This is a genomic window from Pseudomonas sp. NY8896 (assembly GCF_039634505.1).
Genome location: NZ_CP132350.1, coordinates 4,866,415 through 4,891,791 on the forward strand (window position 1 = coordinate 4,866,415; position 25,377 = coordinate 4,891,791).

At 62.0% G+C, this 25,377-nt stretch carries 23 protein-coding genes and 1 tRNA gene; 10 read left to right on the top strand and 14 right to left on the bottom strand.

Annotated features, from left to right (window positions below):
* Window positions 1-176: 176 nt before the first annotated feature.
* Window positions 177-785, top strand: coding sequence for a transcriptional repressor LexA (lexA, locus tag Q9451_RS21865; protein ID WP_012271348.1), 609 nt, complete (start codon window positions 177-179; stop codon window positions 783-785).
* A gap of 13 nt (window positions 786-798) precedes the next feature.
* Window positions 799-1,275, top strand: coding sequence for an SOS-induced cell division inhibitor SulA (gene sulA / locus Q9451_RS21870; protein ID WP_012271347.1), 477 nt, complete (start codon window positions 799-801; stop codon window positions 1,273-1,275).
* Window positions 1,276-1,325: 50 nt separating this feature from the next.
* On the opposite strand, the gene Q9451_RS21875 is transcribed toward sulA, so the two are convergent.
* The 7 genes from Q9451_RS21875 to Q9451_RS21905 form a co-directional block, all read right to left on the bottom strand.
* Entirely contained in the window at window positions 1,326-1,559 is a 234-nt protein-coding gene (locus tag Q9451_RS21875; protein WP_003248777.1) for a hypothetical protein, read from the bottom strand.
* Window positions 1,560-1,609: 50 nt separating this feature from the next.
* Entirely contained in the window at window positions 1,610-2,125 is a 516-nt protein-coding gene (locus Q9451_RS21880) for a DUF6586 family protein (protein ID WP_012271346.1), read from the bottom strand.
* Between the two features lie 91 nt (window positions 2,126-2,216).
* The gene (gene topA / locus Q9451_RS21885) at window positions 2,217-4,826 is read right to left on the bottom strand and encodes a type I DNA topoisomerase (protein ID WP_012271345.1); all 2,610 of its coding nucleotides are present in this window, start codon (window positions 4,824-4,826) and stop codon (window positions 2,217-2,219) included.
* A 100-nt stretch (window positions 4,827-4,926) separates the two neighbouring features.
* The gene (locus Q9451_RS21890; RefSeq protein ID WP_012271344.1) at window positions 4,927-5,178 is read right to left on the bottom strand and encodes a DUF1653 domain-containing protein; all 252 of its coding nucleotides are present in this window, start codon (window positions 5,176-5,178) and stop codon (window positions 4,927-4,929) included.
* A 77-nt stretch (window positions 5,179-5,255) separates the two neighbouring features.
* On the bottom strand, window positions 5,256-6,431 hold the full coding sequence (fadA, locus tag Q9451_RS21895; protein ID WP_012271343.1) for an acetyl-CoA C-acyltransferase FadA: 1,176 nt from the start codon (window positions 6,429-6,431) through the stop codon (window positions 5,256-5,258).
* Window positions 6,432-6,462: 31 nt separating this feature from the next.
* A complete protein-coding gene (fadB, locus tag Q9451_RS21900) occupies window positions 6,463-8,610 on the bottom strand; it encodes a fatty acid oxidation complex subunit alpha FadB (RefSeq protein WP_012271342.1) in 2,148 nt (715 codons plus the stop codon).
* A 531-nt stretch (window positions 8,611-9,141) separates the two neighbouring features.
* The gene (locus tag Q9451_RS21905; RefSeq protein ID WP_012271341.1) at window positions 9,142-9,579 is read right to left on the bottom strand and encodes a hypothetical protein; all 438 of its coding nucleotides are present in this window, start codon (window positions 9,577-9,579) and stop codon (window positions 9,142-9,144) included.
* A 110-nt stretch (window positions 9,580-9,689) separates the two neighbouring features.
* Here Q9451_RS21905 and Q9451_RS21910 point away from each other — a divergent pair, with 110 nt between their 5' ends.
* The gene (locus Q9451_RS21910; RefSeq protein ID WP_012271340.1) at window positions 9,690-10,130 is read left to right on the top strand and encodes a universal stress protein; all 441 of its coding nucleotides are present in this window, start codon (window positions 9,690-9,692) and stop codon (window positions 10,128-10,130) included.
* A 63-nt stretch (window positions 10,131-10,193) separates the two neighbouring features.
* Here Q9451_RS21910 and Q9451_RS21915 read toward each other — a convergent pair whose 3' ends face one another.
* Complete coding sequence (locus Q9451_RS21915) at window positions 10,194-12,122, bottom strand: ATP-binding cassette domain-containing protein (protein ID WP_012271339.1); 1,929 nt, start codon at window positions 12,120-12,122, stop codon at window positions 10,194-10,196.
* Between the two features lie 221 nt (window positions 12,123-12,343).
* Here Q9451_RS21915 and Q9451_RS21920 point away from each other — a divergent pair, with 221 nt between their 5' ends.
* A complete protein-coding gene (locus Q9451_RS21920) occupies window positions 12,344-14,269 on the top strand; it encodes a transglycosylase SLT domain-containing protein (RefSeq protein WP_012271338.1) in 1,926 nt (641 codons plus the stop codon).
* Between the two features lie 81 nt (window positions 14,270-14,350).
* On the opposite strand, the gene Q9451_RS21925 is transcribed toward Q9451_RS21920, so the two are convergent.
* Entirely contained in the window at window positions 14,351-15,154 is an 804-nt protein-coding gene (locus Q9451_RS21925) for an MOSC domain-containing protein (protein ID WP_345960730.1), read from the bottom strand.
* 55 nt (window positions 15,155-15,209) lie between these two features.
* Complete coding sequence (locus Q9451_RS21930; protein WP_012271336.1) at window positions 15,210-16,145, bottom strand: chemotaxis protein CheV; 936 nt, start codon at window positions 16,143-16,145, stop codon at window positions 15,210-15,212.
* Window positions 16,146-16,495: 350 nt separating this feature from the next.
* Between Q9451_RS21930 and Q9451_RS21935 the strand changes: the two genes are divergently transcribed.
* The 3 genes from Q9451_RS21935 (at window position 16,496) to Q9451_RS21945 (ending at window position 18,916) form a co-directional block, all read left to right on the top strand.
* Window positions 16,496-17,005 carry a hypothetical protein gene (locus Q9451_RS21935; protein WP_041166667.1) on the top strand — a complete coding sequence of 170 codons (510 nt, stop codon included), beginning with the start codon at window positions 16,496-16,498 and terminating at the stop codon, window positions 17,003-17,005.
* Between the two features lie 365 nt (window positions 17,006-17,370).
* Entirely contained in the window at window positions 17,371-18,267 is an 897-nt protein-coding gene (locus Q9451_RS21940) for a sensor histidine kinase (protein WP_012271334.1), read from the top strand.
* Window positions 18,257-18,916 carry a response regulator transcription factor gene (locus Q9451_RS21945; protein ID WP_012271333.1) on the top strand — a complete coding sequence of 220 codons (660 nt, stop codon included), beginning with the start codon at window positions 18,257-18,259 and terminating at the stop codon, window positions 18,914-18,916. The genes Q9451_RS21940 and Q9451_RS21945 overlap by 11 nt, the downstream gene beginning before the upstream one ends.
* On the opposite strand, the gene yegS is transcribed toward Q9451_RS21945, so the two are convergent.
* The gene (gene yegS, locus Q9451_RS21950; RefSeq protein WP_012271332.1) at window positions 18,900-19,787 is read right to left on the bottom strand and encodes a lipid kinase YegS; all 888 of its coding nucleotides are present in this window, start codon (window positions 19,785-19,787) and stop codon (window positions 18,900-18,902) included. The two genes, Q9451_RS21945 and yegS, sit on opposite strands and share 17 nt — an antisense overlap.
* Before the next feature lie 230 nt (window positions 19,788-20,017).
* Between yegS and Q9451_RS21955 the strand changes: the two genes are divergently transcribed.
* Window positions 20,018-21,265, top strand: a complete 1,248-nt coding sequence (locus Q9451_RS21955) for a glycosyltransferase family 4 protein (RefSeq protein ID WP_012271331.1) — start codon at window positions 20,018-20,020, stop codon at window positions 21,263-21,265.
* Here the strand turns inward: Q9451_RS21955 and glp are convergent.
* The gene (gene glp / locus Q9451_RS21960; RefSeq protein ID WP_049773228.1) at window positions 21,254-22,480 is read right to left on the bottom strand and encodes a gephyrin-like molybdotransferase Glp; all 1,227 of its coding nucleotides are present in this window, start codon (window positions 22,478-22,480) and stop codon (window positions 21,254-21,256) included. The two genes, Q9451_RS21955 and glp, sit on opposite strands and share 12 nt — an antisense overlap.
* The gene (gene moaB / locus Q9451_RS21965; RefSeq protein WP_012271329.1) at window positions 22,464-23,003 is read right to left on the bottom strand and encodes a molybdenum cofactor biosynthesis protein B; all 540 of its coding nucleotides are present in this window, start codon (window positions 23,001-23,003) and stop codon (window positions 22,464-22,466) included. The genes glp and moaB overlap by 17 nt, the downstream gene beginning before the upstream one ends.
* 187 nt (window positions 23,004-23,190) lie before the next feature.
* Between moaB and Q9451_RS21970 the strand changes: the two genes are divergently transcribed.
* On the top strand, window positions 23,191-23,412 hold the full coding sequence (locus Q9451_RS21970; RefSeq protein WP_012271328.1) for a YgdI/YgdR family lipoprotein: 222 nt from the start codon (window positions 23,191-23,193) through the stop codon (window positions 23,410-23,412).
* An 80-nt stretch (window positions 23,413-23,492) separates the two neighbouring features.
* A tRNA-Pro gene (locus Q9451_RS21975) sits at window positions 23,493-23,569 on the top strand.
* Window positions 23,570-23,625: 56 nt separating this feature from the next.
* On the opposite strand, the gene mqo is transcribed toward Q9451_RS21975, so the two are convergent.
* On the bottom strand, window positions 23,626-25,206 hold the full coding sequence (gene mqo, locus Q9451_RS21980) for a malate dehydrogenase (quinone) (protein WP_012271327.1): 1,581 nt from the start codon (window positions 25,204-25,206) through the stop codon (window positions 23,626-23,628).
* Window positions 25,207-25,377: the final 171 nt, after the last annotated feature.

The window sequence follows — 25,377 nt, forward strand, 5'->3', positions numbered from 1 at the left end:
AACATACGTTTCAGCCCTGCTTCTGTCAAGGCTCGGTGACCGGGCGGTCGCCATTTAAAAGTGCCAGACGCCCGGCTGCAAGCGCCACCTGTACTGTTTATTGCGCCTTTTGGCTTGCAGCGCATCCAGCACTGTATATAATCCCAGTCACTGTACAAAAAGACAGAGCGCTCACCATGTTGAAACTGACGCCACGCCAAGCCGAAATTCTCGCGTTCATCAAGCGCTGCCTGGAAGACAACGGCTTCCCGCCGACCCGCGCCGAAATCGCTCAGGAGCTGGGTTTCAAATCGCCCAACGCCGCCGAGGAGCACCTCAAGGCCCTCGCCCGCAAGGGCGCGATCGAAATGACGCCAGGCGCCTCGCGCGGCATCCGCATTCCTGGCCTGGAAACCAAAGCCGAAGAAAGCGGCCTGCCGATCATCGGCCGGGTTGCTGCTGGCGCGCCGATTCTTGCCGAACAGCACATCGAGCAATCCTGCAACATCAACCCTGCCTTCTTCCACCCCCAGGCCGACTATTTGCTGCGCGTACACGGCATGAGCATGAAGGACGTCGGCATCTTCGATGGCGACCTGCTGGCGGTACACACCTGCCGCGAAGCGCGTAACGGCCAAATCGTGGTAGCGCGCATCGGCGACGAAGTCACCGTCAAGCGCTTCAAGCGCGAAGGCAGCAAGGTCTGGCTGCTTGCCGAAAACCCCGAATTCGCCCCCATCGAAGTCGACCTGAAAGAACAGGAGCTGGTGATCGAGGGCTTGAGCGTCGGCGTCATTCGCCGCTGATCCAGGAGGCGTCATGCAGCAGTTCATTCACGCACCCGAGCAAGCCCAGTTGCCCCTGTTCGAAGCATTCCTCGCCCAACCCGTGCTACCTGGCCTGAAAGCCAGTGAACTGGCACGCAAGAGCAGCCAGCCGGACCTCTTCAGCGAATTGTCGCTACGCGGTGCCCCAGAGCACTGCCAAAGCCTGCTGGCACCCGTCCTGCGCGAGCTGAGCGAAGAAGATGAGGCCCGCTGGCTGACCCTGATCGCTCCGCCATCGAGCCTGACACAGGCCTGGTTACGCGATGCTGGGCTCAACCGTGAACGTATTCTGCTGCTGCAACCCCGCAGCAATCAAAGCCCACTGCAACTGGCCTGCGAAGCTTTGCGCCTTGGCCTCAGTCACACCGTGGTCAGCTGGCTGGGCAACGTCAACGCCACCTCACGCCAGCAACTTCTGCGCGCAGCCAGCACCGGAAACGCACAAAGCCTGAACATCCGCCTCGGCTGATGTCCAGGCTTTGCCTGGTAATTCAAAAAGCTTGATACGCCGCTGCACCCTCAGTGCAGCACGCGCGGCCCTTCATCACGCTCGAGCTCGCCATCCATCAGGCGACCGGCCATCTGCACGCCCACACTGAGCATGGCCTTGGCCACTTCCACATGCTGCCCCTGCAGGAACACCTTGGCGTCTTCCGAGAAATCCAGGGTTACCAGAGAGCCCTCATCCTCGGCGCGACGCAGTTCGATGCGGCCATCAGGCAACTCGACAATTTCCAGAAAAGACGTAGACATAGATGGCAGTTCTCCGCGAAAGGCCGTTATTGTACCAGCCGCTGCGGCTATCAGCACTCACTCAACGCGTCGCGGAAACGTCTCACCAAGCCCTTGAGGTTGTTGCGCCAGCTTTCCAGCTCGGCACGCGACAGCGCTGCAGGCTCAGGTTCATCGAGATTGACCGCTTGAATCAGGGGTTGGGTAACGTCGGTTTTCGGCGCTTTCCTGGCGACCGGTGGTCGGAACAAATCGGCATAAGCACCGAGCATTTGCGCCAGCCACGTTTCACGCTGGCGAGCCAATTCCAGCAACTCTGCCACTTCCGGAATGGCGATGCCGCTCAGGGCGTCGTCAGCCAGGGCTTGCTCGACCCCTGCAACCACCGGCAAGCGGTAGAAGCCACCAATTTCATGGCACAGCCCCAGCAGCGCACCATACAGATGGAACAGCGCCGACTCGCGCTCGGCCTGGACCAGGCCCTGGGCATTCATGGCCTGGCTTTGTTCGGCCTTGGCCATGGATTCCAGGGCGAGACCGGCAAAAAACAGTTTCTGATTGGTGCGGGTATAGAGTTCCTGGGCCATTTCAGTGTGCTCCCATGAGGCTGCAAGGCGGATAGCTGCATCATAAATGATTGGGGCCGCGAAGAGCGGCCCCAATTACAACGCCAAACGATCAGCGCTTGTCTTCAACCTTCCACGCATTACCGTCGTAGAACGCCTTCCAGCCGGTCGGCTTGCCATCGACCTCGGACTGCACGTACTGCTCCTTGGTCTTGCGGCTGTAGCGAATTACCGCCGGGCGGCCATCTGGGTCTTTCTGCGGCGCATCGCACAGGAAGTGGTACTTCGGGTCGATCTCATGCTTGTGCGGCACGATCTCGAGCACCAGCGGCGCGCGGGTTTCGCGGTTTTTAGGGAACTGGCTGGCAGCCAGGAACAACCCCGAAGCACCGTCGCGCAGCACATAGGTGTCGTCGACCTTCTCGCACTTGAGCTCCGGCATGTCCACCTTGTCCATCTTCGGTGGTGCCGCCTCGCCACTCTTGAGCAGCTTACGGGTGTTCTTGCATGCCGGGTTGGTGCAGCCGAAGAACTTGCCGAAACGACCGGTCTTCAATTGCATCTCGCTGCCGCACTTGTCGCACTCCAGGCTAGGCCCTTCGTAACCCTTGATGCGGTAGCTGCCCTCTTCGATCTCATAGCCAACGCAATCGGGGTTGTTACCGCAGATGTGCAGCTTGTGCTTCTCATCCAGCAGGTAAGCGTCCATCGCCGTGGCGCAGATCGGGCAACGGTGCTTGCCCAGCAGCACGCGCGACTCCGATTCGCCCTCGTCATCAGCGGCAATTTCGTCGCCCGGCACCAGGTTGACGGTGGCCTTGCAGCGCTCTTTTGGCGGCAAGGTGTAACCCGAGCAACCCAGGAACACACCGGTGGACGCGGTGCGGATCATCATTGGCCGGCCACATTCCTTGCACGGAATGTTGGTCATGGTCGGCTGGTTGGCGCGCATGCCGTCTTCGCTGGACTCGGCAGTCTGCAGCTTCTTGCTGAAGTCGCCGTAGAACTCGTCGAGCACGTTCTTCCAGTCACGCTCGCCCTGGGCCACGTCGTCGAGGTTCTCTTCCATGTCGGCGGTAAAGCCATAGTCCATCAGGTTGGAGAAGCTCTCCGACAGGCGCTCGGTGACGATATCGCCCATCTTCTCGGAGTAGAAGCGGCGGTTGTGCAGGGTCACATAGCCACGGTCCTGAATGGTGGAAATGATCGCCGCGTAGGTCGATGGGCGGCCGATGCCGCGCTTTTCCATTTCCTTGACCAGGCTGGCTTCGGTGAAGCGCGCCGGTGGCTTGGTGAAGTGCTGGCTCGGGTCGATCTGGATCAGCTTTAGCGCTTCACCCTGAACCATTTCTGGCAGCACGTCGTCTTCGCCCGGCTTGCTCTGCTGTGGCAGCACACGGGTGTAACCGTCGAACTTGAGGATACGACCCTTGGCACGCAGCTCGAAATCACCGGCAGCCACGGTAACGCTGGTGGACAGGTACTGCGCAGGCGGCATCTGGCATGCCAGGAACTGGCGCCAGATCAGCTCGTACAGGCGCTCGGCGTCACGCTCCATGCCACTGAGCTTGGTCGGGTGGGTATTCACGTCAGAAGGACGAATCGCTTCGTGCGCCTCCTGGGCGCCTTCCTTGCTGCCGTATACCAGCGGCGCTTCCGGCAGGTACTGCTTGCCGAATTCACGCTCGATGTAGCTGCGCGCCATGTCCAGGGCATCAGCCGACAGGTTGGTCGAGTCGGTACGCATGTAAGTGATGTAGCCGGCTTCGTACAAGCGCTGGGCCATCATCATGGTTTTCTTTACCCCAAAGCCCAGGCGGTTACTGGCTGCCTGCTGCAGGGTCGAAGTAATGAACGGCGCCGACGGTTTGCTGCTGGTCGGGCGATCTTCACGCTTGACCACGCTGTAGCTGGAAGCCTTCAGCTTCTCTAGCGCAGCCATGGCCTGGGCTTCGTTCAGCGGCTTGAAGGCCTCGCCCTTCTCGCGCGCCACCTCAAAACGCACCTTGGCGTTCTTCGCGGTGCCGAGGTCGGCGTGGATCTCCCAGTACTCTTCCGGGATGAACGCGCGGATTTCACGCTCGCGCTCCACCACCAGCTTGACCGCTACCGACTGCACACGGCCAGCGGACAGGCCACGGGCAATCTTGGCCCACAGCAGTGGCGAGACCATGTAACCGACCACGCGGTCAAGGAAGCGCCGCGCCTGCTGGGCGTTGACCCGGTCGATGTCCAGCTCGCCCGGCTGCGAGAAGGCCTCCTGAATGGCCTTCTTGGTAATTTCGTTGAACACCACGCGCTTGTAGCGGGTGTCGTCGCCGCCGATGGCCTCGCGCAGGTGCCAGGCAATGGCTTCCCCCTCACGATCCAAGTCGGTTGCGAGATAGATGGTGTCGGCATCCTTGGCCAGGCGGCGCAGTTCTTCGATCACCTTTTCCTTGCCAGGCAGGATTTCGTACTTCGCCTTCCAGCCATGGTCGGGGTCGACACCCATGCGCGCTACCAGCTGGCGACGAGCTTTTTCTTTCGGCGAAAGGGCCGGAGCCTCACCCGCGGCCTTGCCACGCTTGGCGGCCGGCTCTTTGCTCGCGCTGGCCGAACCGCTGGTGGGGAGGTCTCGGATATGGCCGATACTCGACTTCACCACGTACTGGTTGCCCAGGTACTTGTTGATGGTCTTGGCCTTGGCCGGGGATTCCACAATGACCAGCGATTTGCCCATGGATCGGAGTATTCCTGAATCTGAAGATGAAAAACACGTCAGGTGCCAGACGCGGCACCGCTATATATAGTGGCAAAAGTGTGAGGTCAAGCTCGGACGATCACTCGTGCGACTTGCCCAGCAACCCAGGCAGCCCTTCTTCGGCCTTGACCAAAGCAAAGCGTGGCACCTGCTCGCCGTCAACCTCGACGCACTCCTGGAACATCGAAAGGGGGCGCACCCAGAAGCTGTAATCACCATACAGGCATTGGTAGAACACCATCCACTCTTCGCTTTCGGAGTGCCGCGCAACACTGAAGACACGGTACTCAGGCCCTTTGTAATGCCGGTATACGCCTGGTTGTATCTGCATGTTGCACACCCTCTTGAAAAAAACCTGAAAAAAACAAAACCGGGGCACATGGCCCCGGCTGCTGTCCTGCTACGCGATCAGACGCGTTCGAAGACAGTGGTGATACCTTGCCCCAGGCCGACGCACATGGTCGCCACCCCCAGCGTACCGCCATTTTGCTTCATGACGTTGAGCAGGGTGCCGGAAATCCGCGCCCCGGAGCAACCGAACGGGTGGCCCAAGGCAATCGCGCCGCCGTGCAGGTTAACCTTCTCATCCATCTTGTCGAGCACTTTCAAGTCTTTCAGCACTGGCAGGGCCTGTGCAGCGAAGGCTTCGTTGAGCTCGATGAAGTCGATGTCGGCCATGGTCAGGCCGGCACGCTTGAGGGCTTTCTGGGTCGAAGGCACCGGGCCGTAGCCCATGATCGCCGGATCGACACCGGCCACCGCCATCGAACGGATCACTGCCAATGGCTGGATCCCCAGGTCCATGGCACGCTGGCCGGACATGACGATCATGCACGATGCGCCGTCAGTGATCTGCGACGAGGTACCGGCCGTGACAGTCCCCCCTTTCGGGTTGAATGCCGGCTTGAGCGACGCCAGGCCTTCGAGGGTGGTTTCCGGGCGAATGGTTTCGTCGAAATCGAACACCTTCAGGAAGCCGTTCTCGTCATAGCCCTGCATCGGGATGATCTCGTCCTTGAACTTGCCTTCGACCGTGGCCTTGTGGGCCAACTGGTGCGAACGCACGCCGAACAGGTCCTGCTGCTCACGGGTGATGCCATGCATCTTGCCGAGCATTTCTGCAGTCAGGCCCATCATCCCGGAAGCCTTGGCGGCATGCAAGGACAGGTGCGGGTTGGGATCGACGCCGTGCATCATGCTGACGTGCCCCATGTGCTCCACGCCACCGACCACGAACACATCACCGTTACCGGTCATGATCGCCTGGGCGGCAGTGTGCAGCGCGCTCATCGACGAACCGCAAAGACGGCTGACGGTCTGGGCCGCAGAGGTGTGCGGGATCTGGGTCATCAGCGACGCCATGCGGGCGATGTTCCAGCCCTGTTCCAGGGTCTGGTTGACGCAGCCCCAGATCACGTCCTCGACTTCTTTCGGGTCAACCTTGCCGTTGCGTTCCAGCAACTTGCTGATCAGGTGCGCCGACATGTCTTCGGCGCGGGTATTACGGTGCATGCCACCCTTGGAGCGGCCCATTGGCGTGCGACCGAAGTCGACAATCACCACGTCTCTTGGATTCAGGCTCATATCAAATCTCTCGCTCTAGCTCGTTGACCGCTCAGTTGAAGAAGCGCTGGCCGTTCTTGGCCATTTCACGCAGCTTGGCGGTCGGGTGGTACAGCGGCCCCAGATCGGCATACTGATCGGCCAGGGCGACGAATTCGGCAACACCGATCGAGTCGATGTAACGCAGCGCACCACCGCGGAAGGGAGGGAAACCAATGCCGTAGACCAGGCCCATATCGGCTTCGGCAGCGGTTTCGACGATGCCGTCTTCCAGGCAGCGCACGGTCTCCAGGCACAGCGGGACCATCATCCAGTTGATGATGTCTTCGTCGGTGACTTCACGCTGCTCGAACACGATCGGCTTGAGCACATCGAGCACGGTGGCGTCGAAGACCTTCTTCGGCTTGCCGCGCTTGTCGGTTTCGTAGGCGTAGAAGCCTTTACCATTCTTCTGGCCCAGGCGGTTGGCCTCGTACAGCGCATCGACGGCCGAGCGGCGCTCGTCCTTCATGCGGTCCGGGAAACCTTCGGCCATTACGTCGCGACCATGGTGGCCGGTGTCGATACCGACCACGTCCATCAGGTAGGCCGGGCCCATCGGCCAGCCGAACTTTTCCATTACCTTGTCGATGCGCACGAAGTCGACACCGGCACTGACCAGCTTGGCGAAGCCGCCGAAGTAAGGGAACAGCACGCGGTTGACCAAAAAGCCCGGGCAGTCGTTGACCACGATCGGGTTCTTGCCCATTTTCTTGGCGTAGGCCACGGTGGTGGCAACCGCCACTTCACTGGACTTCTCGCCACGAATCACTTCCACCAGCGGCATCATGTGCACCGGGTTGAAGAAGTGCATGCCGACGAAGTTTTCCGGGCGCTTGAGCGCCTTGGCCAGCAGGTTGATGGAAATGGTCGAAGTGTTGGAGGCGAGGATCGCATCGTCCTTCACCTGGCCTTCCACTTCCGCCAGTACCGCTTGCTTGACCTTCGGGTTCTCGACCACGGCCTCGACGACGATGTCGACATTGGCGAAATCGCCATAGGACAGGGTCGGGCGAATGGCGTTGAGTGCCTCGGCCATCTTGGCCGGGGTCAGGCGGCCCTTCTCGACGCGGTTGCCGAGCAGCTTGGAGGCCTCGTTCAGGCCCAGCTGGATGGCTTCCTCGCGGATGTCCTTCATCAGGATCGGGGTGCCCTTGACCGCCGACTGGTAGGCAATGCCGCCACCCATGATGCCGGCGCCGAGCACGGCGGCCTGCTTCACGTCATGGGCGATTTCGTCATGCGCCTTGGCCTTGCGCTTGAGCTCCTGGTCGTTGAGGAACAGGCCGATCAGGCTCTCGGCGACCGAAGTCTTGGCCAGCTTGGCAAAGCCTGCGGCTTCGACTTCCAGCGCTTTGTCGCGACCGAAGTTGGCGGCTTTCTGAATGGACTTGATGGCTTCGACCGGGGCTGGGTAGTTCGGCCCGGCCTGGCCGGCGACAAAGCCCTTGGCGGTCTCGAAGGCCATCATCTGCTCGATGGCGTTGAGCTTGAGTTTCTCCAGCTTTGGCTGGCGCTTGGCCTTGTAATCCAGCTCGCCACTGATGGCGCGCTTGATCAGGTCGAGAGCACCGGCCAGCAGCAGCTCAGGGGCGACCACGGCGTCAACGGCACCCACTTTCAGGGCGTCCTCGGCACGGTTTTCCTTGCCGGCGGCGATCCACTCGATGGCGTTGTCCGAGCCGATAAGGCGTGGCAGACGCACGGTGCCGCCGAAGCCAGGGTAGATACCCAGCTTGACTTCTGGCAGGCCGATCTTGGCGCTGTTGGACATGACCCGGTAGTCGGCTGCCAGGCACATTTCCAGGCCGCCGCCCAGGGCGATGCCGTTGATGGCGGCAACGGTGGGCACTTCGAGGTCTTCGAAGGCGTTGAAGATGCGGTTGGCTTCCAGGTTGCCGGCGACCAGTTCGGCCTCGGGCAGCTTGAAGTTGTCGACGAACTCGGTGATGTCGGCGCCGACGATGAACACGTCCTTGCCACTGCTGACGATCACGCCCTTGACCGAGGCGTCGGCCTGGATGGCTTCGACGGCCTGGCGCAGCTCGTTCAGGGTCAGGCGGTTGAACTTGTTGACGGACTCACCCTTGAGGTCGAACTTGAGCTCGACGATGCCACTTTCAAGAGCCTTAACCGTGATGGCTTTACCTTCGTAAATCATCAACTGATCTCCACGATATGGAAGCTGAACTGTACACGCCGATCGCTGCAGCAAAAGCAGGCCTAGCTGCCCTGCCCCAGGCACACCCGTCAGCGCGCTAGTCGGAAGTATGGCTTGGCGTCATGACATACAAACGCTCAATTCATACGCCCGTTTGATTTGGGTGTGCACACATTCTCCGAAAAGATCGGCGTTGTCAAATGCTCACGAGCACGGGGAAAACGCGACTTTCCAGTCATTTTGTATCGGATGGGTACAAAACATGATGACAGTGATCGCCGAGCATTCATGTCAGCGATTGACCACACGCGCTGGCAGTGTGCTGCAACTTTCGGCTTGCGTGGCAAGCGCGGGCGGCTACACTGGCACTTGCTTGAATGAATACCCGGCCTGCCTGGCCTTTTCTGCGCAGCAGAACGCAAAGCGGCGACTTGGCACCCCACCCCTTCAGGGTTCTGCCAAGCCGCCGCTTTGTCGTTTGAGAACAGGTTTATCGCGCGTGACGCCTACCCTGCGGGAGCAAGGCAGGACTCAGGCCAGGGTTTCGAGGGCGTAGGCAACATCCTGCAATACAGCCGTATCGCCCCGTTCGGTCCAGTACAAGGCAATCATCCGCGCATCGGCCTCGACCTTGTAGACGCTCGCCGGCAGGCGCGCCAACGCCTCCATGAAGCGCGGGTCTTCGCAGGGTTCGCGCCACTGGTTCCACCACACCCCCGGGCTGACCTGCCAGAAGCTAAAGCTGTCCTCATGCCCACGGCGCCTGGCCCGGTGGTACTGCGGGCAAGGGCTTGGCGGCTCCTTTTCCAGCCAGTGCGGCCACTGCTGCGGCGCCAGTTGCATGGCCAGGCCCATGCGCCGCGCCTCCAGGCGCAGCTTCATCTGCTCGCTCTGCTTGCGCGAGCTGCGCAGCCAGGAAAGCGGGCTGAGAATCAGCGCAAGGATTGACACCACCAGCAATACCGTCATATCAGTACATCCCATAAAGCGTTGCAAATGAGCTGGTTAGCCATTTTTCACGGTAGACCCGCCCGAAAGCGACCATACTTCTTCTATCGCGATTGTCAGGAGTACCGCTCATGTCCTACGAACATCTTCTGGTTGCCGTCGACCTGACCGAAGAATGCGACCCGGTGATCAAGCGCGCCATGGCGCTGGCCGCGCCTTCGAACGCCAAGGTTTCGCTGGTGCACATCGTCGAGCCGATGGCCATGGCATTTGGCGGTGACGTGCCGATGGACCTGTCGCAACTGCAACAGCAGCAGTTCGACCAGGCCAAAGAGCGCATGGACCGCCTGTTCAATAAATACCCGGACATCAAGCGCGGCGACTCCCACTTGACCTACGGCCAACCGCGCCAGGAAATCCACCAGCTGGCCAAGGACCAGAACTGCGACCTGATCGTGGTCGGCAGCCATGGCCGTCATGGTCTGGCGCTGCTGCTGGGCTCCACGGCCAATGACGTGCTGCATGGCGCGCCGTGTGATGTGCTGGCGGTACGCCTGCTGAAGAAAGAATGACTTAACCAGATCTGGCCTCTTCGCGGGCTTGCCCGCAAGGAGGCCAGATCTGGCTGACGCCGATCAGCCTTCCAGCTCAGCCCAGCGCTCTACCAACGCATCCAGCTCACCTTGCAGCTTCTCGATGTTGGCCAGCACTGCCGAGGTTTCCGCGATCGGCCGCTGGTAGAAGCCCGCCGCATTCACTTCTTCCTGAGCCTCAGCCATGCGCTGTTCAACTTCGTCGATCTGCCCTGGCAGCATCTCCAGCTCACGCTGCAGCTTGTAGCTGAGTTTCTTTTTCGAAGCCTCTTCCACCACTGGTGCCGCAACGGGCGCGGGCTTGGCCTCGACCTTCTCCACAACCGCGCTGTTGAGTGCGGACTTGCCACCTTTGCTCTCGGTCACGCCCAGCAGTTTCGGCGAGCCGCCCTGACGAATCCAGTCCTCGTAACCACCCACATACTCACGCACCTTGCCCTCGCCTTCGAACACCAGGGTGCTGGTGACGACGTTGTCGAGGAAGGCCCGGTCGTGGCTGACCATCAGCACGGTGCCCTTGTAGTTGGACAGCACCTCTTCGAGCAGCTCGAGGGTTTCCACATCCAGATCGTTGGTCGGTTCGTCGAGTACCAGCAGGTTGGCCGGCTTGCTGAACAGCTTGGCCAGCAGCAGCCGCGCACGCTCACCACCCGACAGCGCCTTGACCGGCGTGCGCGCACGCTGGGGGCTGAACAGGAAATCGCCAAGGTAGCTCAGCACGTGGCGGTTCTGACCATCGATCTCGATGAAATCGCGGCCTTCGGCCAGGTTGTCGATCACGGTCTTTTCCAGGTCGAGCTGGTGGCGCATCTGGTCGAAATAGGCCACCTCAAGCTTGGTACCGCGCTCCACTTTGCCCGCGGTGGGCTCAAGGTCGCCCAGCATCATCTTGAGCAACGTGGTCTTGCCGGTACCATTCGCGCCCAGTAGACCGATACGATCCTGGCGTTGCAGGACCATGGAGAAATCCTTGACCAGCAGGGGACCGTCCTTGTGATGGAAGCTGACATTTTCCAGCACCATCACCTGCTTGCCGGATTTGTCCGCTGCTTCGATCTGGATGTTGGCCTTGCCCTGGCGCTCACGGCGCTCGCCACGCTCCACACGCAACGCCTTCAGTGCACGCACGCGGCCTTCGTTACGGGTACGCCGGGCCTTGATACCCTGGCGAATCCACACTTCTTCCTGGGCCAGGCGCTTGTCGAACAGCGCGTTGGCGGTTTCTTCGGCGGCCAATGCGGCCTCCTTGTGCACCAGGAAGCTGGCGTAGTCGCCGTTCCAGTCGATCAGGCCGCCGCGATCCAGCTCAAGGATACGGGTGGCCAGGTTCTGCAGGAAGGAACGGTCGTGGGTAATGAACAGCACCGCGCCGTTGAAGCCGCGCAGGGCCTCTTCAAGCCAGGCGATGGCGCCGATATCCAGGTGGTTGGTTGGCTCATCGAGCAGCAGCAGGTCGGGCTCGGACACCAGAGCCTGAGCCAGCAGCACACGGCGGCGCCAGCCACCGGACAACTCGGCCAGGGTCTTGTCGGCCGGCAGCTGCAAGCGGCTCAGGGTGCTTTCCACCACCTGCTGCAGGCGCCAGCCGTCACGGGCTTCCAGCTCGTGCTGAACGTGCATGAGTTTTTCCAGGTCTTCGTCGCCCTGGATGTTCATGCTCAGGTGATGGAACTGCGCCAGCAACTCGCCCACACCGTCCAGGCCAGCGGCAACCACGTCGAACACCGTGCGCTCGTCGGCCACCGGCAGCTCCTGAGGCAGCTCGCCGATCTTCAGGCCAGGGGCACGCCAGATTTCACCGTCATCGCCCTTCTGCTCGCCCTTGACCAGGCGCAGCATGCTCGACTTGCCGGTGCCGTTGCGGCCGATGATGCACACCCGCTCGCCACGAGCGATCTGCCAGGACACTTTGTCCAGCAGCGGCATGGCGCCGAATGCGAGGGACACATCGCTGAATTTGAGCAGGGTCATGTTGGTCTCCATAAATCGGGCGCGCATTCTACCTGACTTGGGCCTCGACGGCACCCGCCAGCCCCACCGGCGAGCGACAGGTGACATCTGGTCGTACTTAATATCCCGATACAAGCACAGTGCTTTCACCCGCCGCCGGCAAACGGCTAAGCTAAGGCAATAGCTTTCAACAGTGCTGGCTCCGCCGTCACTTCCCCATGGTTCAACTGCCCGGACGTATCATGCGCAGCCGCCTGTTACATATTGCATCCTGCCTGCTGCTTACCGCCGCCACCTGCGCGGCGCAGGCCACCGACCTGACCCTGCAACGCCAGTATTATGACGAGGCCAAGCGTGCGCTGGCCAAAGGCGACAAAGGCCCCTACCTGCGCTATGCCCAGGCCCTGAGCGACTACCCGCTGACGCCCTACCTGGCCTACGACGAGCTCACCGCCCGCCTGAAAAGCGCCAGCAACCAGGAGATCGAAGGTTTTCTCGCCAAGCATGGCGACCTGCCCCAGGCCAACTGGATGAAGCTGCGTTGGTTGCGCTGGCTGGCCGAGCGCGGCGAGTGGGACACCTTCGTCAAGTACTACGACCCCAAGCTCAACTTCACCGAACTGGACTGCCTCAACGGCCAGTACCAGCTCAGCCACGGCCTGCGCGCCGAAGGCTACGCCACCGCCGATAAGCTGTGGAACGTCGGCAAGTCGCAACCCGCTGCCTGCGACACACTGTTCGGCATGTGGGCAGCCGAAGGCCAGCTGACCGAGGCCAAGCGCTGGGAACGCACCAAACTGGCGGCCCAGGCACGCAACTATGGCCTGGCTAACAACCTGGTCAAAACCCTGACTACCCTCGGCCCGCAGGGGAGCCTGCTGGTCGACGTGGCGCAGAAGCCCGAGCTGCTCAACCAGCCGTCACGCTTCACCCCGGTCAACGAAGCGATGTCCGACGTGGTCAGCCTCGGCCTTCGTCGCCTGGCCCGGCAGGACCCGGAGCGAGCCATGGCGCTACTCGACGACTACGCCCAGCGCATGCACTTCTCCCGCGACGAAAAGGTGGCCATCGCCCGCGAAATCGGCCTGACCCTGGCGCGTCGTTACGACCCGCGCGCGCTCGACCTCATGACCCGCTACGACCCCGAGCTGCGCGACAACACCGTCAGCGAATGGCGCCTGCGCCTGCTGCTGCGCCTGGGCCGCTGGGAAGACGCCTACGAGTTGACCAAACGCCTGCCCCAGGACCTGGCCAGCAGCAGCCGCTGGAAGTACTGGCAGGCTCGCAGCCTGGAGCTGGCACAGCCAAACAACCCGCAGATTCCACTGCTGTACAAGACCGTGGCGCGTGAACGCGACTTCTATGGTTTCCTGGCCGCCGACCGGGCACAGACGCCTTACCAACTGAACAACAAGCCGCTGCCGCTGAGCCCGCAACTGGTCAAAAAGGTGCGCAATACGCCCGGCATTCAACGCGCACTGGAATTCCACGCCCGTGGCCAGATCGTCGAAGGCCGCCGCGAGTGGTACCACGTCAGCCGTCACTTCACCCGCGACGAAATGGTTGCCCAGGCACGCCTGGGCTATGAGCTGCGCTGGTATTTCCCGGCTATCCGTACCATCAGTCAGGCGCAGTACTGGGACGACCTGGACATCCGCTTCCCGATGGCCCACCGCGACACCCTGGTACGCGAGGCCAAAGTTCGCGGCCTGCATTCGAGCTGGGTATTCGCCATCACCCGCCAGGAAAGCGCCTTCATGGAAGACGCACGCTCACCGGTGGGCGCCAGCGGCCTGATGCAACTGATGCCGGCCACCGCCAAAGAGACCGCGCGCAAGTTCAGCATCCCGCTGGCATCACCCGCGCAAGTGCTGAACCCAGACAAGAACATCCAGCTGGGTGCGGCCTACCTGAGCCAGGTCCACAGCCAATTCAACGGCAATCGAGTGCTGGCTTCGGCGGCCTACAACGCCGGCCCCGGGCGCGTGCGTCAGTGGCTCAAAGGCGCCAAGCACCTGAGTTTCGATGTATGGGTGGAGTCGATCCCGTTCGACGAAACACGCCAGTATGTGCAGAACGTGCTGTCGTATTCGGTGATCTACGGGCAGAAGCTGAATTCGCCACAGCCGCTAGTGGATTGGCATGAGCGGTATTTCGACGACATGTAAGGGTTGCTGAGCCTGTACAGCCCTTGCAGGAGCGGCCTGGTGTCGCGCCTACAAGGGCCAGTGCTGGCGCTGGAAACACGGCTATTCCAGAACCTCTACCTGCATCCCTACCTCCAACCGCCCACTGCCATCCACCGCCAGGTTTTGCCCGAACAGCACATCCCCCTCCTTCTCGCGAAAGGTTTTGAGCGTCGCCATCGGCTCACGGTCGGCACTGCGCTCCCCGGTAGCCGGATCGATGGTGGTGAAAATGCACCGCACACTGGGCTTAAGCACGCGAAATTCCAGGCTGCCTATACGAATTCGCTTCCAACCATCCTCGGCAAACGGCGCTGCCCCCTGCACCACCAGGTTGGGGCGAAAGCGCAGCATCTCCATGGGCCGGCCGATGCGCCGGTTGAGCTCGTCCAGCGAGCCCTGACCAATCAACAGCAACGGGAAGCCATCCGGAAACGCCGCCCGATCACTGTTGAAGCCATAACCATTGGGCAGGTAACGCGCACGCGGCTCCGGGCAATGCACCAGGCGTACGGCTTTACCCAGCAACTCGCTCAGCCAGGCCGCCGCGGCATCGCCGGCGTCCGGCACACGCAGGGTATCGCGCCAGATGGTCACGCCGCGCAGGGCGTCATCCGCAGGCGGCACAGGCACCTGCAACAGATCCTGCCCAGGGGCCTGTAGCAGCAACTGACCGCTGTCGTCTTCGCGCGCGTCGATCTGGCAAAGTTGTGGCCAGGCACGCTGGGTCAGGAAGCGTCCGTTTTCCTCCTCGACCACCATCCAGCGGCGGTCGCCTTGCACGCCCAACAACCCCACGGCTGCGGTCTGCAGGCTTTGCGCCCGCCCCGACTTCACCGGGTATCGATACAACTCACTTAGAAACATCCCTGCTGCCTCGCGTCATGCCAAAAGCCAAGCTTATACTTGGCCGGCTCAACGTTCACGCAGTGGCGCTATCCAGCAACAGGCGTTGCTTGACCACGTCGACCAAGCGATCAGGCTGAAACTTGGAAAGGAAGTTGTCGCAGCCCACCTTCTTCACCATGGATTCGTTGAAGCTGCCCGACAGCGAGGTATGCAGCACCACATAAAGGGGCCGCAGGCGCGCATCGCTGCGGATCTCGGTGGTTAGCCGGTAGCCATCCATTTCCGGCATTTCGGCATCGGTAAACACCATCAGCAGCTTCTCGCACACGTCCTCGCCAGCATCCGCCCAGCCCTTGAGCATGCGCAGCGCCTTCAGACCATCACTGGCCACGTGCAGCTTCATGCCCAACTGGGACAAAGTATCGCGCAACTGCGCCAGGGCCACACTGGAGTCATCCACCAGCAACACCTCGCGGCCACGGGCCCGGGCCAGCACCGGGTCGGCGAGTTTATCGCCAGAGACCCGAGCGTTGTATGGCACGATTTCAGCCAGCACCTTCTCCACGTCGATCACTTCGACCAGTTTTTCGTCGACCTTGGTGATGGCGGTCAGATAATGCTGGCGGCCGGCGCTAGTCGGCGGCGGCATGATCGACTCCCAGTTCATGTTGACGATGCGGTCGACACCGCCCACCAGGAAAGCCTGCACCGAGCGGTTGTATTCGGTGACGATGATCGTGCTGTCCGGCCCCGGTTGCAGCGGGCGCATGCCAATCGCCTGGGACAGGTCGATCACCGGCAGGGTTTGCCCGCGCAGGTTCACTACACCGCAGACGAAGGCATGGCGCTGGGGCATCAGTGTGAGCTTGGGCAGTTGCAGCACTTCCTGCACCTTGAACACGTTGATCGCGAACAACTGGCGACCGGCCAGGCGAAACATCAGAATTTCCAGGCGGTTCTCACCCACCAATTGCGTGCGTTGGTCTACCGTGTCGAGAATGCCAGCCATTGGAAAGCCCCCAGGCTCAAGTCGAAAAAAGTGAAATCATCTACCCTGTATCGGCGGCTCCACACACACCTTGACCCCTGCGGGAAAATGCTGCGAAGGCAATTGATATCACCATGCCATCATGCTTTACTGCGGGCATTCAGCGCAAATCAAGGCTTCGGCAAAAGTTCCCCACCCTAGCCTCGCATCAGGGAAACCCTTAGCAGCAATCGGGTGCAACCTGATGTTCGCGATATCCTTTAGCCATTAATGTGACGCCATTCTCATTGCATGAATGGAGTCAGGCTTTTGCTAGCTATCGTTTTGGCGTGCCCGCCCCCCGCGCCTCATCCACGCGCGGGGACCTGATGATGGACACTGCCTTATCGTTCGATGACGCCCTGCAGGGCTTCCTGCTGGATGCCCAAGTGCTGCTGACCCAGGCCCAGGAGTGCCTGCAGCATCTGGAGCTGATCGACAATGACCTGGACGCCTGTCGCTGCCTGGAAAACGCCCTCGACAGCCTCGCCCGACAGGCCACACGCCTGGGCCTGCGTGAAGTCGCCCACTACACCACTGCCCTGCAACAGTTGCTCGCCCCGGCCTGCCACGGTGCTTGCTTGCAACGTGCCGCCTTACCTGCGATAGGGGCCTGCCTGACCCTGCTGGCCTGGCAGCTGGAGCTGGTAGATACCCGGACCGGGCGGTTGAACCTGGACATCGGCGAGCAGCTGGTGCTACTGGGCGAGTTGGCCAAGGTCGTGCAACAGCCCTTTGCGCCAGCCTGCGCATTTTGCAATGAGCAAGGCAGCGAGTGCATTCACCCGCACAGCCACATGGCAGCCGGCACGCACCCCAGCCGCTCTACCTCCACGTATTGACTTTGCATGAAGTGCAACTAAGGCTGCTTGTTCAAGTACCACCATGGTCGAACTTGAAAAGTGCTTCAAGTTTTTCAGTGTCACGTTGAAACTTGACCGCGCTAGTTGCAGCACAAGTGCACAGTGAGTGACTAAAGGGTGGCACTTTGCTACCCGAAACTGCCCGACCAGCAGGCGTTTCAAAGCGTTACCCAGCCGCGACCGATGCAATGCGAAGTGGTAATATGCGCCCCCACAAACGCTTGCTACCGGAAGCAAGGTTGCAAGATCACGTGTTTAAAAAAATATCGAAAGTACTGCGCCAAAGCCTCTGACCAGCATTGTGCAAGGCCTCCATCAGCAAGACTTCAGTGGCTTCCCTATCTATGTTCCCACGCTTGAAGACTTCTCTGCGTTGCTGCCCCCGCGCTGCCCTGCTGCGTTGGACGACGGTCGGGCTGTGCGTGGCCTCGCTGCTTGCCAACCTGGCGCTGTACCTGACCCATCAGGCAATCCCGCCCAGCCTGCTGATGCTGCAGCTGGTCGCCACGCTGGGCGCCGCTGTGCAACTGGGCCTGGGCGCCAGGTCGATCAGCCTGCGTCCGGCCGAGCTGGCCGAGCGCATGCTCAAGGTGCAGGAAGATGAGCGTCAGCACCTGGGCCGGGAACTGCACGACGATATCGGCCAACTGCTCACCGCCGCCAAGCTGCAATTGCAGTGGTTGCAGCGGCGCATGCCCGACGAGTTGCAGAACCACTGCGACGCCCTGCGCAGCACGCTGGATGACACCTTGGGCAACGTCCGGGATGTATCTGCCCTGCTCAACCCGCGGCAGTTGGCCAGCTTGGGCCTGGAAGCCAGCCTGCGTGCGCACCTGGTACGTACCTTGGCCAGCAGCGGGGTGCACTGGAGCCTGGCGTGCAACCAGCGACTGGGCGGCATCGACGAGACGGTAGCCATGGCAGTGTTCCGTATCACCCAGGAGGCGGTGACCAACATGCTGCGTCACGCCCAGGCGCACAACCTGGTCATTCGCCTGCAGCGCACTCCAGAGGGGCTTACTTTGTCGATCCACGACGATGGCTGTGGTTTCGTACCCGCCCGCCACCCGGCCGAGGCCGGCCAGCGCGGCCTGGCCGGCATGCAGGAGCGGGTAACCGCGCTGCAGGGCAGGCTCGACATTACCAGCCAACTTGGCCTGGGCACGCAGATCGAGGCGATGTTCCCGTGGCCTCCGCGCACCCAGCAGCGCGCCAGGAGTACGCCCGCCCATGACCTGTAGGCTGCTGCTGGTAGACGACCACTCATTGATCCGCGCCGGGGTACGTGCGCTGGTCTGCGATATCCCCGGCTATGATGTGATCGGCGAAGCCGACGATGGCAGCCAGTTGCTCGAACAGGTTCGCACACTGGCCCCAGACATCGTCCTGCTGGACATCTCGATGCGTTCGACCAGCGGCCTGGACGCTCTCACCCAGCTGCGGGCCAGCGGCAGCACGTGCAAGGTGCTGATCCTGTCGATGCACACCGACCCGGACCTGATCATGCGGGCCCTGGAAAGCGGCGCCCACGGCTATCTGCTCAAGGACACCAGCGCCACCGAGCTGGAACAGGCCCTGAGCGCCGTGCGCAACGGCGAGCGTTACCTCAGCCCGGCCATTGCCCACACCGTCATCAACCAGGCGCTGCGCCACACCAAGCAAGGCAAGCAAAGCGCTGGCGAGCGGCACAACCTGACGGCACGGCAACTGGAGATCCTGCGCCTGATCGTGCGCGGCAAGTCCACCCGGGAAATTGCTACAGGCCTGGGCCTGTCGATCAAGACCATTGAAACCCACCGGTCGCAAATCATGAAGCGCCTGCAAATTCACGACGTAGCGGGCCTGGTGCTGTTCGCCGTGCGCGAGAAAATCATCAGCCTGGACGACTGAGCAATGGCGACCCGGCCGGCAGGTGCAGGCGCAACGCCGCAGGCCTGGCCTGAAAGCGCAGGTTGGCAGCCTGCAAGGGCTCGCCATCGAGGTTGATGTCCAGCCCTTGCGCGCTCTTGATCTCGACCCACGGCAGCCTGGCCCGAATGAACAGGCCGTCACCGGCCAACAAGTCACGTAGCGCCCCTACCACTTCCTGTGGCGCAGGCAGGATGGCGATATCAAGCAGACCGTCGTTGATGATGGCCTCAGGGCATAGCACCTGCCCGCCCCCCGCCTGACGGCCATTGCCGATACCCAGCGCCAATAAGTCCCCTTGCCAGTGGAAGTCCGGGCCCTGCAACTCCACCGAAGCCGCCTGCAGCTCACTGAAGCGCGACAACCCGGTGAACAGGTAGGCGGCAGCGCCCAACACCTTCTTGAGGTCTTCCGAGGTATTGGCGGTGACCTGGCTGCCAAAGCCGCCAGTGGCCATGTTGAGGAACAGCTGGTCACCAGCCTGCCCCAGGTCTATGGGTTGTGGCGCGACATTCAGCAAAGCCAGCGCCGAGGCTGGCACCTGGGGGACGCCAGCGGCCTTGGCAAAATCGTTGGCCGTACCCAATGGCAACAAGGCCAGGCTAGCGCTGGTGGCGGCCAACCCCATGGCCTCGGCCACATCGCGTAACGTGCCATCACCACCACCGGCGACGATATGGCTGTAACCCGCAGCCAGTGCTTCAGCGACCAGCCGCTGGGCGTCGCCCGCCTCCCAAGTGACTCGTACATCCAGCACCCAGCCACTATCGCGCAGCTCGCGCACGGCGCTGCGGACCTCTTCGTTCATCGCCTGCTTGCCGTGCAGCACCAGCATTGCCTTGCGCCCTTGCATGTGCGCGTCTCCGTAAAATGGGCCAACCCAGATCTCGACCACTGGCACGCCCGGATCGTTGCATACCCTGGCAAAGAATCGTGCAGGCCGGTCATTTTTCCCACGCCTGGGAATGCCCGGCTATGCTCAGCAGATACACCTTTTGCCATGGACGCGCCCGGCAGTGGCTCCCCCACTGCTGCCAATGGGCGCGTTTTGCTATCTGCAACCTTTCACGAGGATTCCGGGTAATGCGCATTCTCTGGACACTGCCTTACTTGCCCTGGCCGACCACCAGCGGCTGCAAGACCCGGCAATACCACTTGCTGCGCGCACTGGCTCAACGCGGCCACCGGATCACCCTGCTGGTGCAGTCGAAAATCCCCCTCAGCGATGGCGCTCGTGATGCCCTGGAACCACTGCTCGAACGCCTGATCGTTTTGCCCCGCCGCCCGCTGCACAGCCCGCTGAACCTGCTGGCTTCACCCATCATCGACTACCCCATGCGAGCCATCATCAATGGCCTTTCCTCTTGCCTGCGGCACCGCTTCGAGCAGTTGCTGGACGAGCCCTGGGACGTCATCCAGATCGAGCACAGCTACAGCTTCCAGCCGTTTGAAAAAGCCCTGCAGGCCCGAGGGCTGCCCTACATGCTCAGCGAGCACACCTTGGAGTCGGTTATGGGCGGCGCTTGCCACGACCGCCTGCCGCTGTGGCTACGCCCGCTCAACGCCTTCGACCGCTGGCGCTATCGGCGCTGGGAACATCGCGTACTGCGCCAGCCCACCGAGCTGGTGGCGGTCAGCACCCACGATGCCGAACTGATTGGCCAGATCAGCGGGCGCCCAGTGAACGTGGTGGTCAATGGTGTGGATTGTGATTTTTACCAGCAGGTACAACCTGCGCTGCACAGCCAACGCCTGTTGTTCGTCGGCAACTTCGAATATGGCGCCAACCTGGAGGCCATCGAATGGGCGCTGGAAGACATCATGCCGCAGGTATGGATGAGCAACCCAGCGGTGCGCCTGGCAATTGCCGGGCATGCAATGCCCGCCAACTGGAAATTGCACTGGAACGACCCGCGCATCGAGTGGTTGGGCTACCGACCCGACCTGCGTGAACTGCAGCGGCGCTCCGCGCTGTTTTTCGCGCCACTGCGCTATGCCGGTGGCTCGAAGGTGAAAATCCTCGAAGCGATGGCCGCCGGCCTGCCAGTAATCACCACCGGCAAGGGCGTTTCAGGCCTGAGCGCGAACAATGGCGAGCATTACCTGGGCAGCGACGACGGTGACCAACTGGCGCTGCTGATCACCCAGCTGCTCAACCAGCCCTGGCGCATGAGCCAGTTGAGCGCGGCCGGGCGCCAGTTCGCCCGCCAGCGCCACGACTGGAGCGTGGCCGCCCAGCAACTGGAGAATGTGCACATGCGCCTGACCCAGGTGGCCCCGGCCGAGGCCGCGCCGCTGGCCAATGCCTGGCTGGGTCGCTCAGCCAAGTAACTCGCTGAAGGGGATGAACGGCACGCTGTCACCGCGCTTTGGCGTGCTGCCCTCACGCACCTCTACCAAGCCCTCGGCCCAGGCCGCGCTACGCAGCACACCCGAGCTCTGGTTCTTGTAGATGCGCACCTGGCCCTGCTCGATGCGCGCACGCAGGTATTCGCGGCGCGTCCCAGGCTTGGGCCAGTCAAAGCCCGCTGGCATATCGAAGCGCAATGGCGTGACGTCGGCCACACCCTGGCGGCGCAGCAGGTAGGGCCGGGTCAGCAGGCCAAAGGTGACCAGCGTCGAGGCCGGGTTACCTGGCAGGCCGATCACCGGCACGCCCTGGAAGTGGCCAAACGTCAGCGGCTTGCCCGGCTTGATCGCCAGCTTCCACAGCGCCAGCTCGCCAGCTTCGCGCAGGGCAGCACCAAGGTAGTCGGCCTCGCCCACCGAGACACCGCCGGTGGACAGGATCAGGTCTACGCCCCCCAGCTCGGCCAGGCAGGTGCGGGTACGGGCCAGGTCATCTGGCAGGATGCCGGCGTCGACCACTTCGCAGCCCAGTCGCTGCAGCCAGCTGACCAGCAACCTGCGGTTGCTGTTGTAGATTTGCCCAGGCCCCAGCGGTAGGCCGGGCTCGACCAGTTCGTCGCCGGTAGACAGCACCGCCACTTTCACCTTGCGCACTAGATCCAGGCGGCCATACCCCAGGGTCGCCGCCAGGCCCAGCTCGATCGGCCCGAGGCGGGTACCGGCGCTCATTACCTGTTCGCCCTTGCGGGTTTCCTGGCCCTGAGGGCGTATGTTCTGTTCGGTTTGCAACGCTTCGAGAAAACGCACCCGGCCATCTTCGAGTACTTCGGTGTTTTCCTGCATCTCGACGCAGTCGGCCCCTTCCGGCACCGGTGCACCGGTGAAGATCCGCGCGCAGGTGCCCGGTTGCAGCGGCTGTGGCGCATGGCCGGCGAAAATACGCTGGCTGACCGGCAGCGGCTGGCCCTGCCAGTCGGCTTTACGCAAGGCATAACCGTCCATGGCGCTGTTCGGCCAGGGCGGCAGGTCGAGCGACGCCACCAGGTTGGTGGCCAACACACGGCCTTCGGCTTCGGCCAGCGGCAAGTTCTCGGTGTCGCGGATCGGTGCCGCCTCGGCCAATGCCAGCAGCTGCTCCAGGGCCTGTTCCACCGGCATCAGCGGCCGGGCCTGGCTGAGCTCAGCCACGGCTGTCACAGACCGCTGCCTGCTTCAGATGCGCCACGAAGTTGCACGGGCGATGACGGGCATCGAGCTGCTCGGCAAGGATGCCATCCCAGCCGGTGCGCACCGCATTGGTCGAGCCCGGCAGGCAGCACACCAGGGTGCCGTTGGCCAGCCCGGCCAACGCACGCGACTGCACGGTGGAGGTGCCAATGTCGGCCACGGAGATCTGCCGGAACAGCTCGCCAAAGCCGTCCACCTGCTTGTCCAACAGGCAGGCCACCGCCTCGGGGGTGCTGTCGCGGCCGGTAAAACCGGTCCCCCCGGTAATCAACACCACTTGCACGCTGTCGTCGGCGATCCAGGTGGCGACCTGGGCGCGGATCTTGTACAGGTCGTCCTTGAGCAGCACGCGCTCGGCCAGGCGATGGCCGGCGGCGCTCAGGCGGTCGACGAACATTTGCCCAGAGCTGTCGGTTTCGAAGGTACGGGTGTCGCTGACCGTGAGCACGGCGATGTTCAACGCCACGAAGGGGGTATCTGCCTTGGCTTTCATGGGGGTCCGTCACAACAAGATGAGATGGCCGCAGTTATATCACAGCGCACCTTTTCCGGCGTTGCGCCCATCGCCCTTGCCCTGGGTCAAGGGGACGAAATCGTCGCTATGCTGCACTGGGAGTGAACTTGCACTAACGTCCTGCGTCATAAATGTCATCTAGCACCATCGCACTTGGAGAAACACGATGATCAAACGGACCCTCCCCGCCTTCCTGCTCGCCCTGGGCCTGGGCGCCCTCGCCGGCTGTGCATCGCCGACTGTCATTACCCTTAACGATGGTCGCGAAATCCAGGCCACCGACACGCCGAAGTTCGACGAAGACTCCGGTTTCTACGAATTCGAGCAGCTGGACGGCAAGCGCACGCGCCTGAACAAGGACCAGATCCGCACCGTCAAAGAGCTCTGATCAAGCCCCCGTTTTGGCAATGGCCCTTTAAACAACAAGGGCTTGCTGGCGAAAACGGGATGCAGTAGGATTTTGTTCATCGGAGTGTAGCGCAGCCAGGTAGCGCGTCTCGTTCGGGACGAGAAGGCCGCAGGTTCGAATCCTGTCTCTCCGACCAGGTTCTGCTAAAAAAGCCCGCCTTGCGCGGGCTTTTTGTTGTGCGCGAGAACGACGTCAGTGCGCGGCTTGGGCTTCAGCTTCTACGGGCATGTGCAACAACTGCAAGCGCTCGCTGCTCCACGCGCGGGTCTGGTTGGTCAGCGCCAGGTCGTTGTTCAGCTTCTGGCCGTAGCTCGGCACGATTTCCTTGAGCCTGGCCTGCCAGGCAGGCGACTGGATGCGGTCCTTGAAGGTCTTTTCCAGCACGGTCAGCATGATCGGCGCGGCGGTCGAGGCGCCAGGCGAAGCGCCCAACAGCGCGGCGATACTGCCGTCCTGCGCCGCCACCACTTCGGTACCGAACTGCAGCACACCACCCAGTACCGGGTCCTTCTTGATCACCTGCACCCGCTGGCCAGCCTGCAGCAGCTTCCAGTCTTCGTTCTTGGCGTTGGGGAAGTACTCGCGCAGCGCGTTCATGCGGTCATCGAAGCTGAGCATCAATTGCCCCATCAGGTAGGTGCTGAGGTCGATGTTGTCGATACCGGCATTGAGCATGGGCAACACGTTGTGGCTGTTCAGCGAGGCGAACATGTCCAGCAGCGAACCGTGCTTGAGGTACTTGGTGGAGAACGTGGCGAACGGGCCGAACAACAGCACCTGTTTGCCATCGATCATCCGCGTGTCCAGGTGCGGCACCGACATGGGTGGAGCGCCAACCGAAGCCTTGCCGTACAGTTTGGCCTGGTGACGCGCGACCAGGTCAGGGTTATCGGTCATCAGGAACTGGCCCCCCACCGGGAAGCCCGCATAGCCTTCGGCCTCGGGGATGCCCGACTTCTGCAACAACTTCAGTGCGCCGCCACCGGCACCAATGAAGACGAAGCGGGCATTGACAGCCTTCTCATTGCCGCCGTTGGCCAGGTCGGCCACGACTACATGCCAGGTGCCATCGTCGTTACGTACGATGTCACGCACTTCATGACGCACATTCAGCGACACGTTGGGGTTGCGAGTCATTGCAGCGAACAGCTGGCGGGTGATTTCGCCGAAGTTCACGTCGGTGCCGATGGCCATGCGCGTGGCGGCGATCTTCTGCCCCGGGTCACGGCCCTCCATGACCAGCGGCGCCCATTGGCGAATCTGCTCGTGGTCCTCGGAGATTTCCATGCCGCGGAATAGCGAGCTGTGTTGCAGGGCATCGACGCGCTTGTGCAAGAAGGCAATGTTCTCGTCTCCCCAGACGAAACTCATGTGCGGCACATTGTTGATGAACGATCTTGGGTTGTTCAGCACGCCCTGCTCGACCTGGTAGGCCCAGAACTGCTTGGACACCTCGAACTGCTCGTTCACCCCCACGGCCTTGCTGATGTCGATGCTGCCATCCTTGCCGACGCTGGTGTAGTTCAGCTCGCAGAATGCAGAGTGACCGGTGCCGGCGTTGTTCCAGGCGTTGGAGCTTTCTTCGGCGACCTGGTCCATGCGCTCGTAGACGTCGACCTTCCAGGACGGTTCCAGCTCGGTGAGGTAAGTGCCCAGGCTGGCACTCATGATGCCGCCACCGATCAACAGCACGTCGACGGTTTTCTCAGGCTCGGCAGGTTTGGAGCAGCCGATGACGCCCAGGCAGAGGAACGTCAGCAGAAATTTCTTCATTGATGTTATCCAGTTGTTGTGTGCACGCGCGCCGCCTGGAGCAGGGAATGTGCCAACTGGGGTTGGGCTAACAAATATGGGGTAAAACGAAGGGCCGCATGGCGGCAACCCGCCACAGGGCAATGGTTTTAGCGGTCTGGTGGCGGATTTCCCCCAGGGGCCGTGTGACGG

Excerpts from the sequence above, each read along its gene's own strand:
- lexA (WP_012271348.1), top strand. The coding sequence starts at position 177 with ATGTTGAAACTGACGCCACGCCAAGCCGAAATTCTCGCGTTCATCAAG.
- sulA (WP_012271347.1), top strand. The coding sequence starts at position 799 with ATGCAGCAGTTCATTCACGCACCCGAGCAAGCCCAGTTGCCCCTGTTC.
- Q9451_RS21875 (WP_003248777.1), bottom strand. The coding sequence starts at position 1,559 with ATGTCTACGTCTTTTCTGGAAATTGTCGAGTTGCCTGATGGCCGCATC.
- Q9451_RS21880 (WP_012271346.1), bottom strand. The coding sequence starts at position 2,125 with ATGGCCCAGGAACTCTATACCCGCACCAATCAGAAACTGTTTTTTGCC.
- topA (WP_012271345.1), bottom strand. The coding sequence starts at position 4,826 with ATGGGCAAATCGCTGGTCATTGTGGAATCCCCGGCCAAGGCCAAGACC.
- Q9451_RS21890 (WP_012271344.1), bottom strand. The coding sequence starts at position 5,178 with ATGCAGATACAACCAGGCGTATACCGGCATTACAAAGGGCCTGAGTAC.
- fadA (WP_012271343.1), bottom strand. The coding sequence starts at position 6,431 with ATGAGCCTGAATCCAAGAGACGTGGTGATTGTCGACTTCGGTCGCACG.
- fadB (WP_012271342.1), bottom strand. The coding sequence starts at position 8,610 with ATGATTTACGAAGGTAAAGCCATCACGGTTAAGGCTCTTGAAAGTGGC.
- Q9451_RS21905 (WP_012271341.1), bottom strand. The coding sequence starts at position 9,579 with ATGACGGTATTGCTGGTGGTGTCAATCCTTGCGCTGATTCTCAGCCCG.
- Q9451_RS21910 (WP_012271340.1), top strand. The coding sequence starts at position 9,690 with ATGTCCTACGAACATCTTCTGGTTGCCGTCGACCTGACCGAAGAATGC.
- Q9451_RS21915 (WP_012271339.1), bottom strand. The coding sequence starts at position 12,122 with ATGACCCTGCTCAAATTCAGCGATGTGTCCCTCGCATTCGGCGCCATG.
- Q9451_RS21920 (WP_012271338.1), top strand. The coding sequence starts at position 12,344 with ATGCGCAGCCGCCTGTTACATATTGCATCCTGCCTGCTGCTTACCGCC.
- Q9451_RS21925 (WP_345960730.1), bottom strand. The coding sequence starts at position 15,154 with ATGTTTCTAAGTGAGTTGTATCGATACCCGGTGAAGTCGGGGCGGGCG.
- Q9451_RS21930 (WP_012271336.1), bottom strand. The coding sequence starts at position 16,145 with ATGGCTGGCATTCTCGACACGGTAGACCAACGCACGCAATTGGTGGGT.
- Q9451_RS21935 (WP_041166667.1), top strand. The coding sequence starts at position 16,496 with ATGGACACTGCCTTATCGTTCGATGACGCCCTGCAGGGCTTCCTGCTG.
- Q9451_RS21940 (WP_012271334.1), top strand. The coding sequence starts at position 17,371 with ATGTTCCCACGCTTGAAGACTTCTCTGCGTTGCTGCCCCCGCGCTGCC.
- Q9451_RS21945 (WP_012271333.1), top strand. The coding sequence starts at position 18,257 with ATGACCTGTAGGCTGCTGCTGGTAGACGACCACTCATTGATCCGCGCC.
- yegS (WP_012271332.1), bottom strand. The coding sequence starts at position 19,787 with ATGCAAGGGCGCAAGGCAATGCTGGTGCTGCACGGCAAGCAGGCGATG.
- Q9451_RS21955 (WP_012271331.1), top strand. The coding sequence starts at position 20,018 with ATGCGCATTCTCTGGACACTGCCTTACTTGCCCTGGCCGACCACCAGC.
- moaB (WP_012271329.1), bottom strand. The coding sequence starts at position 23,003 with ATGAAAGCCAAGGCAGATACCCCCTTCGTGGCGTTGAACATCGCCGTG.
- Q9451_RS21970 (WP_012271328.1), top strand. The coding sequence starts at position 23,191 with ATGATCAAACGGACCCTCCCCGCCTTCCTGCTCGCCCTGGGCCTGGGC.
- mqo (WP_012271327.1), bottom strand. The coding sequence starts at position 25,206 with ATGAAGAAATTTCTGCTGACGTTCCTCTGCCTGGGCGTCATCGGCTGC.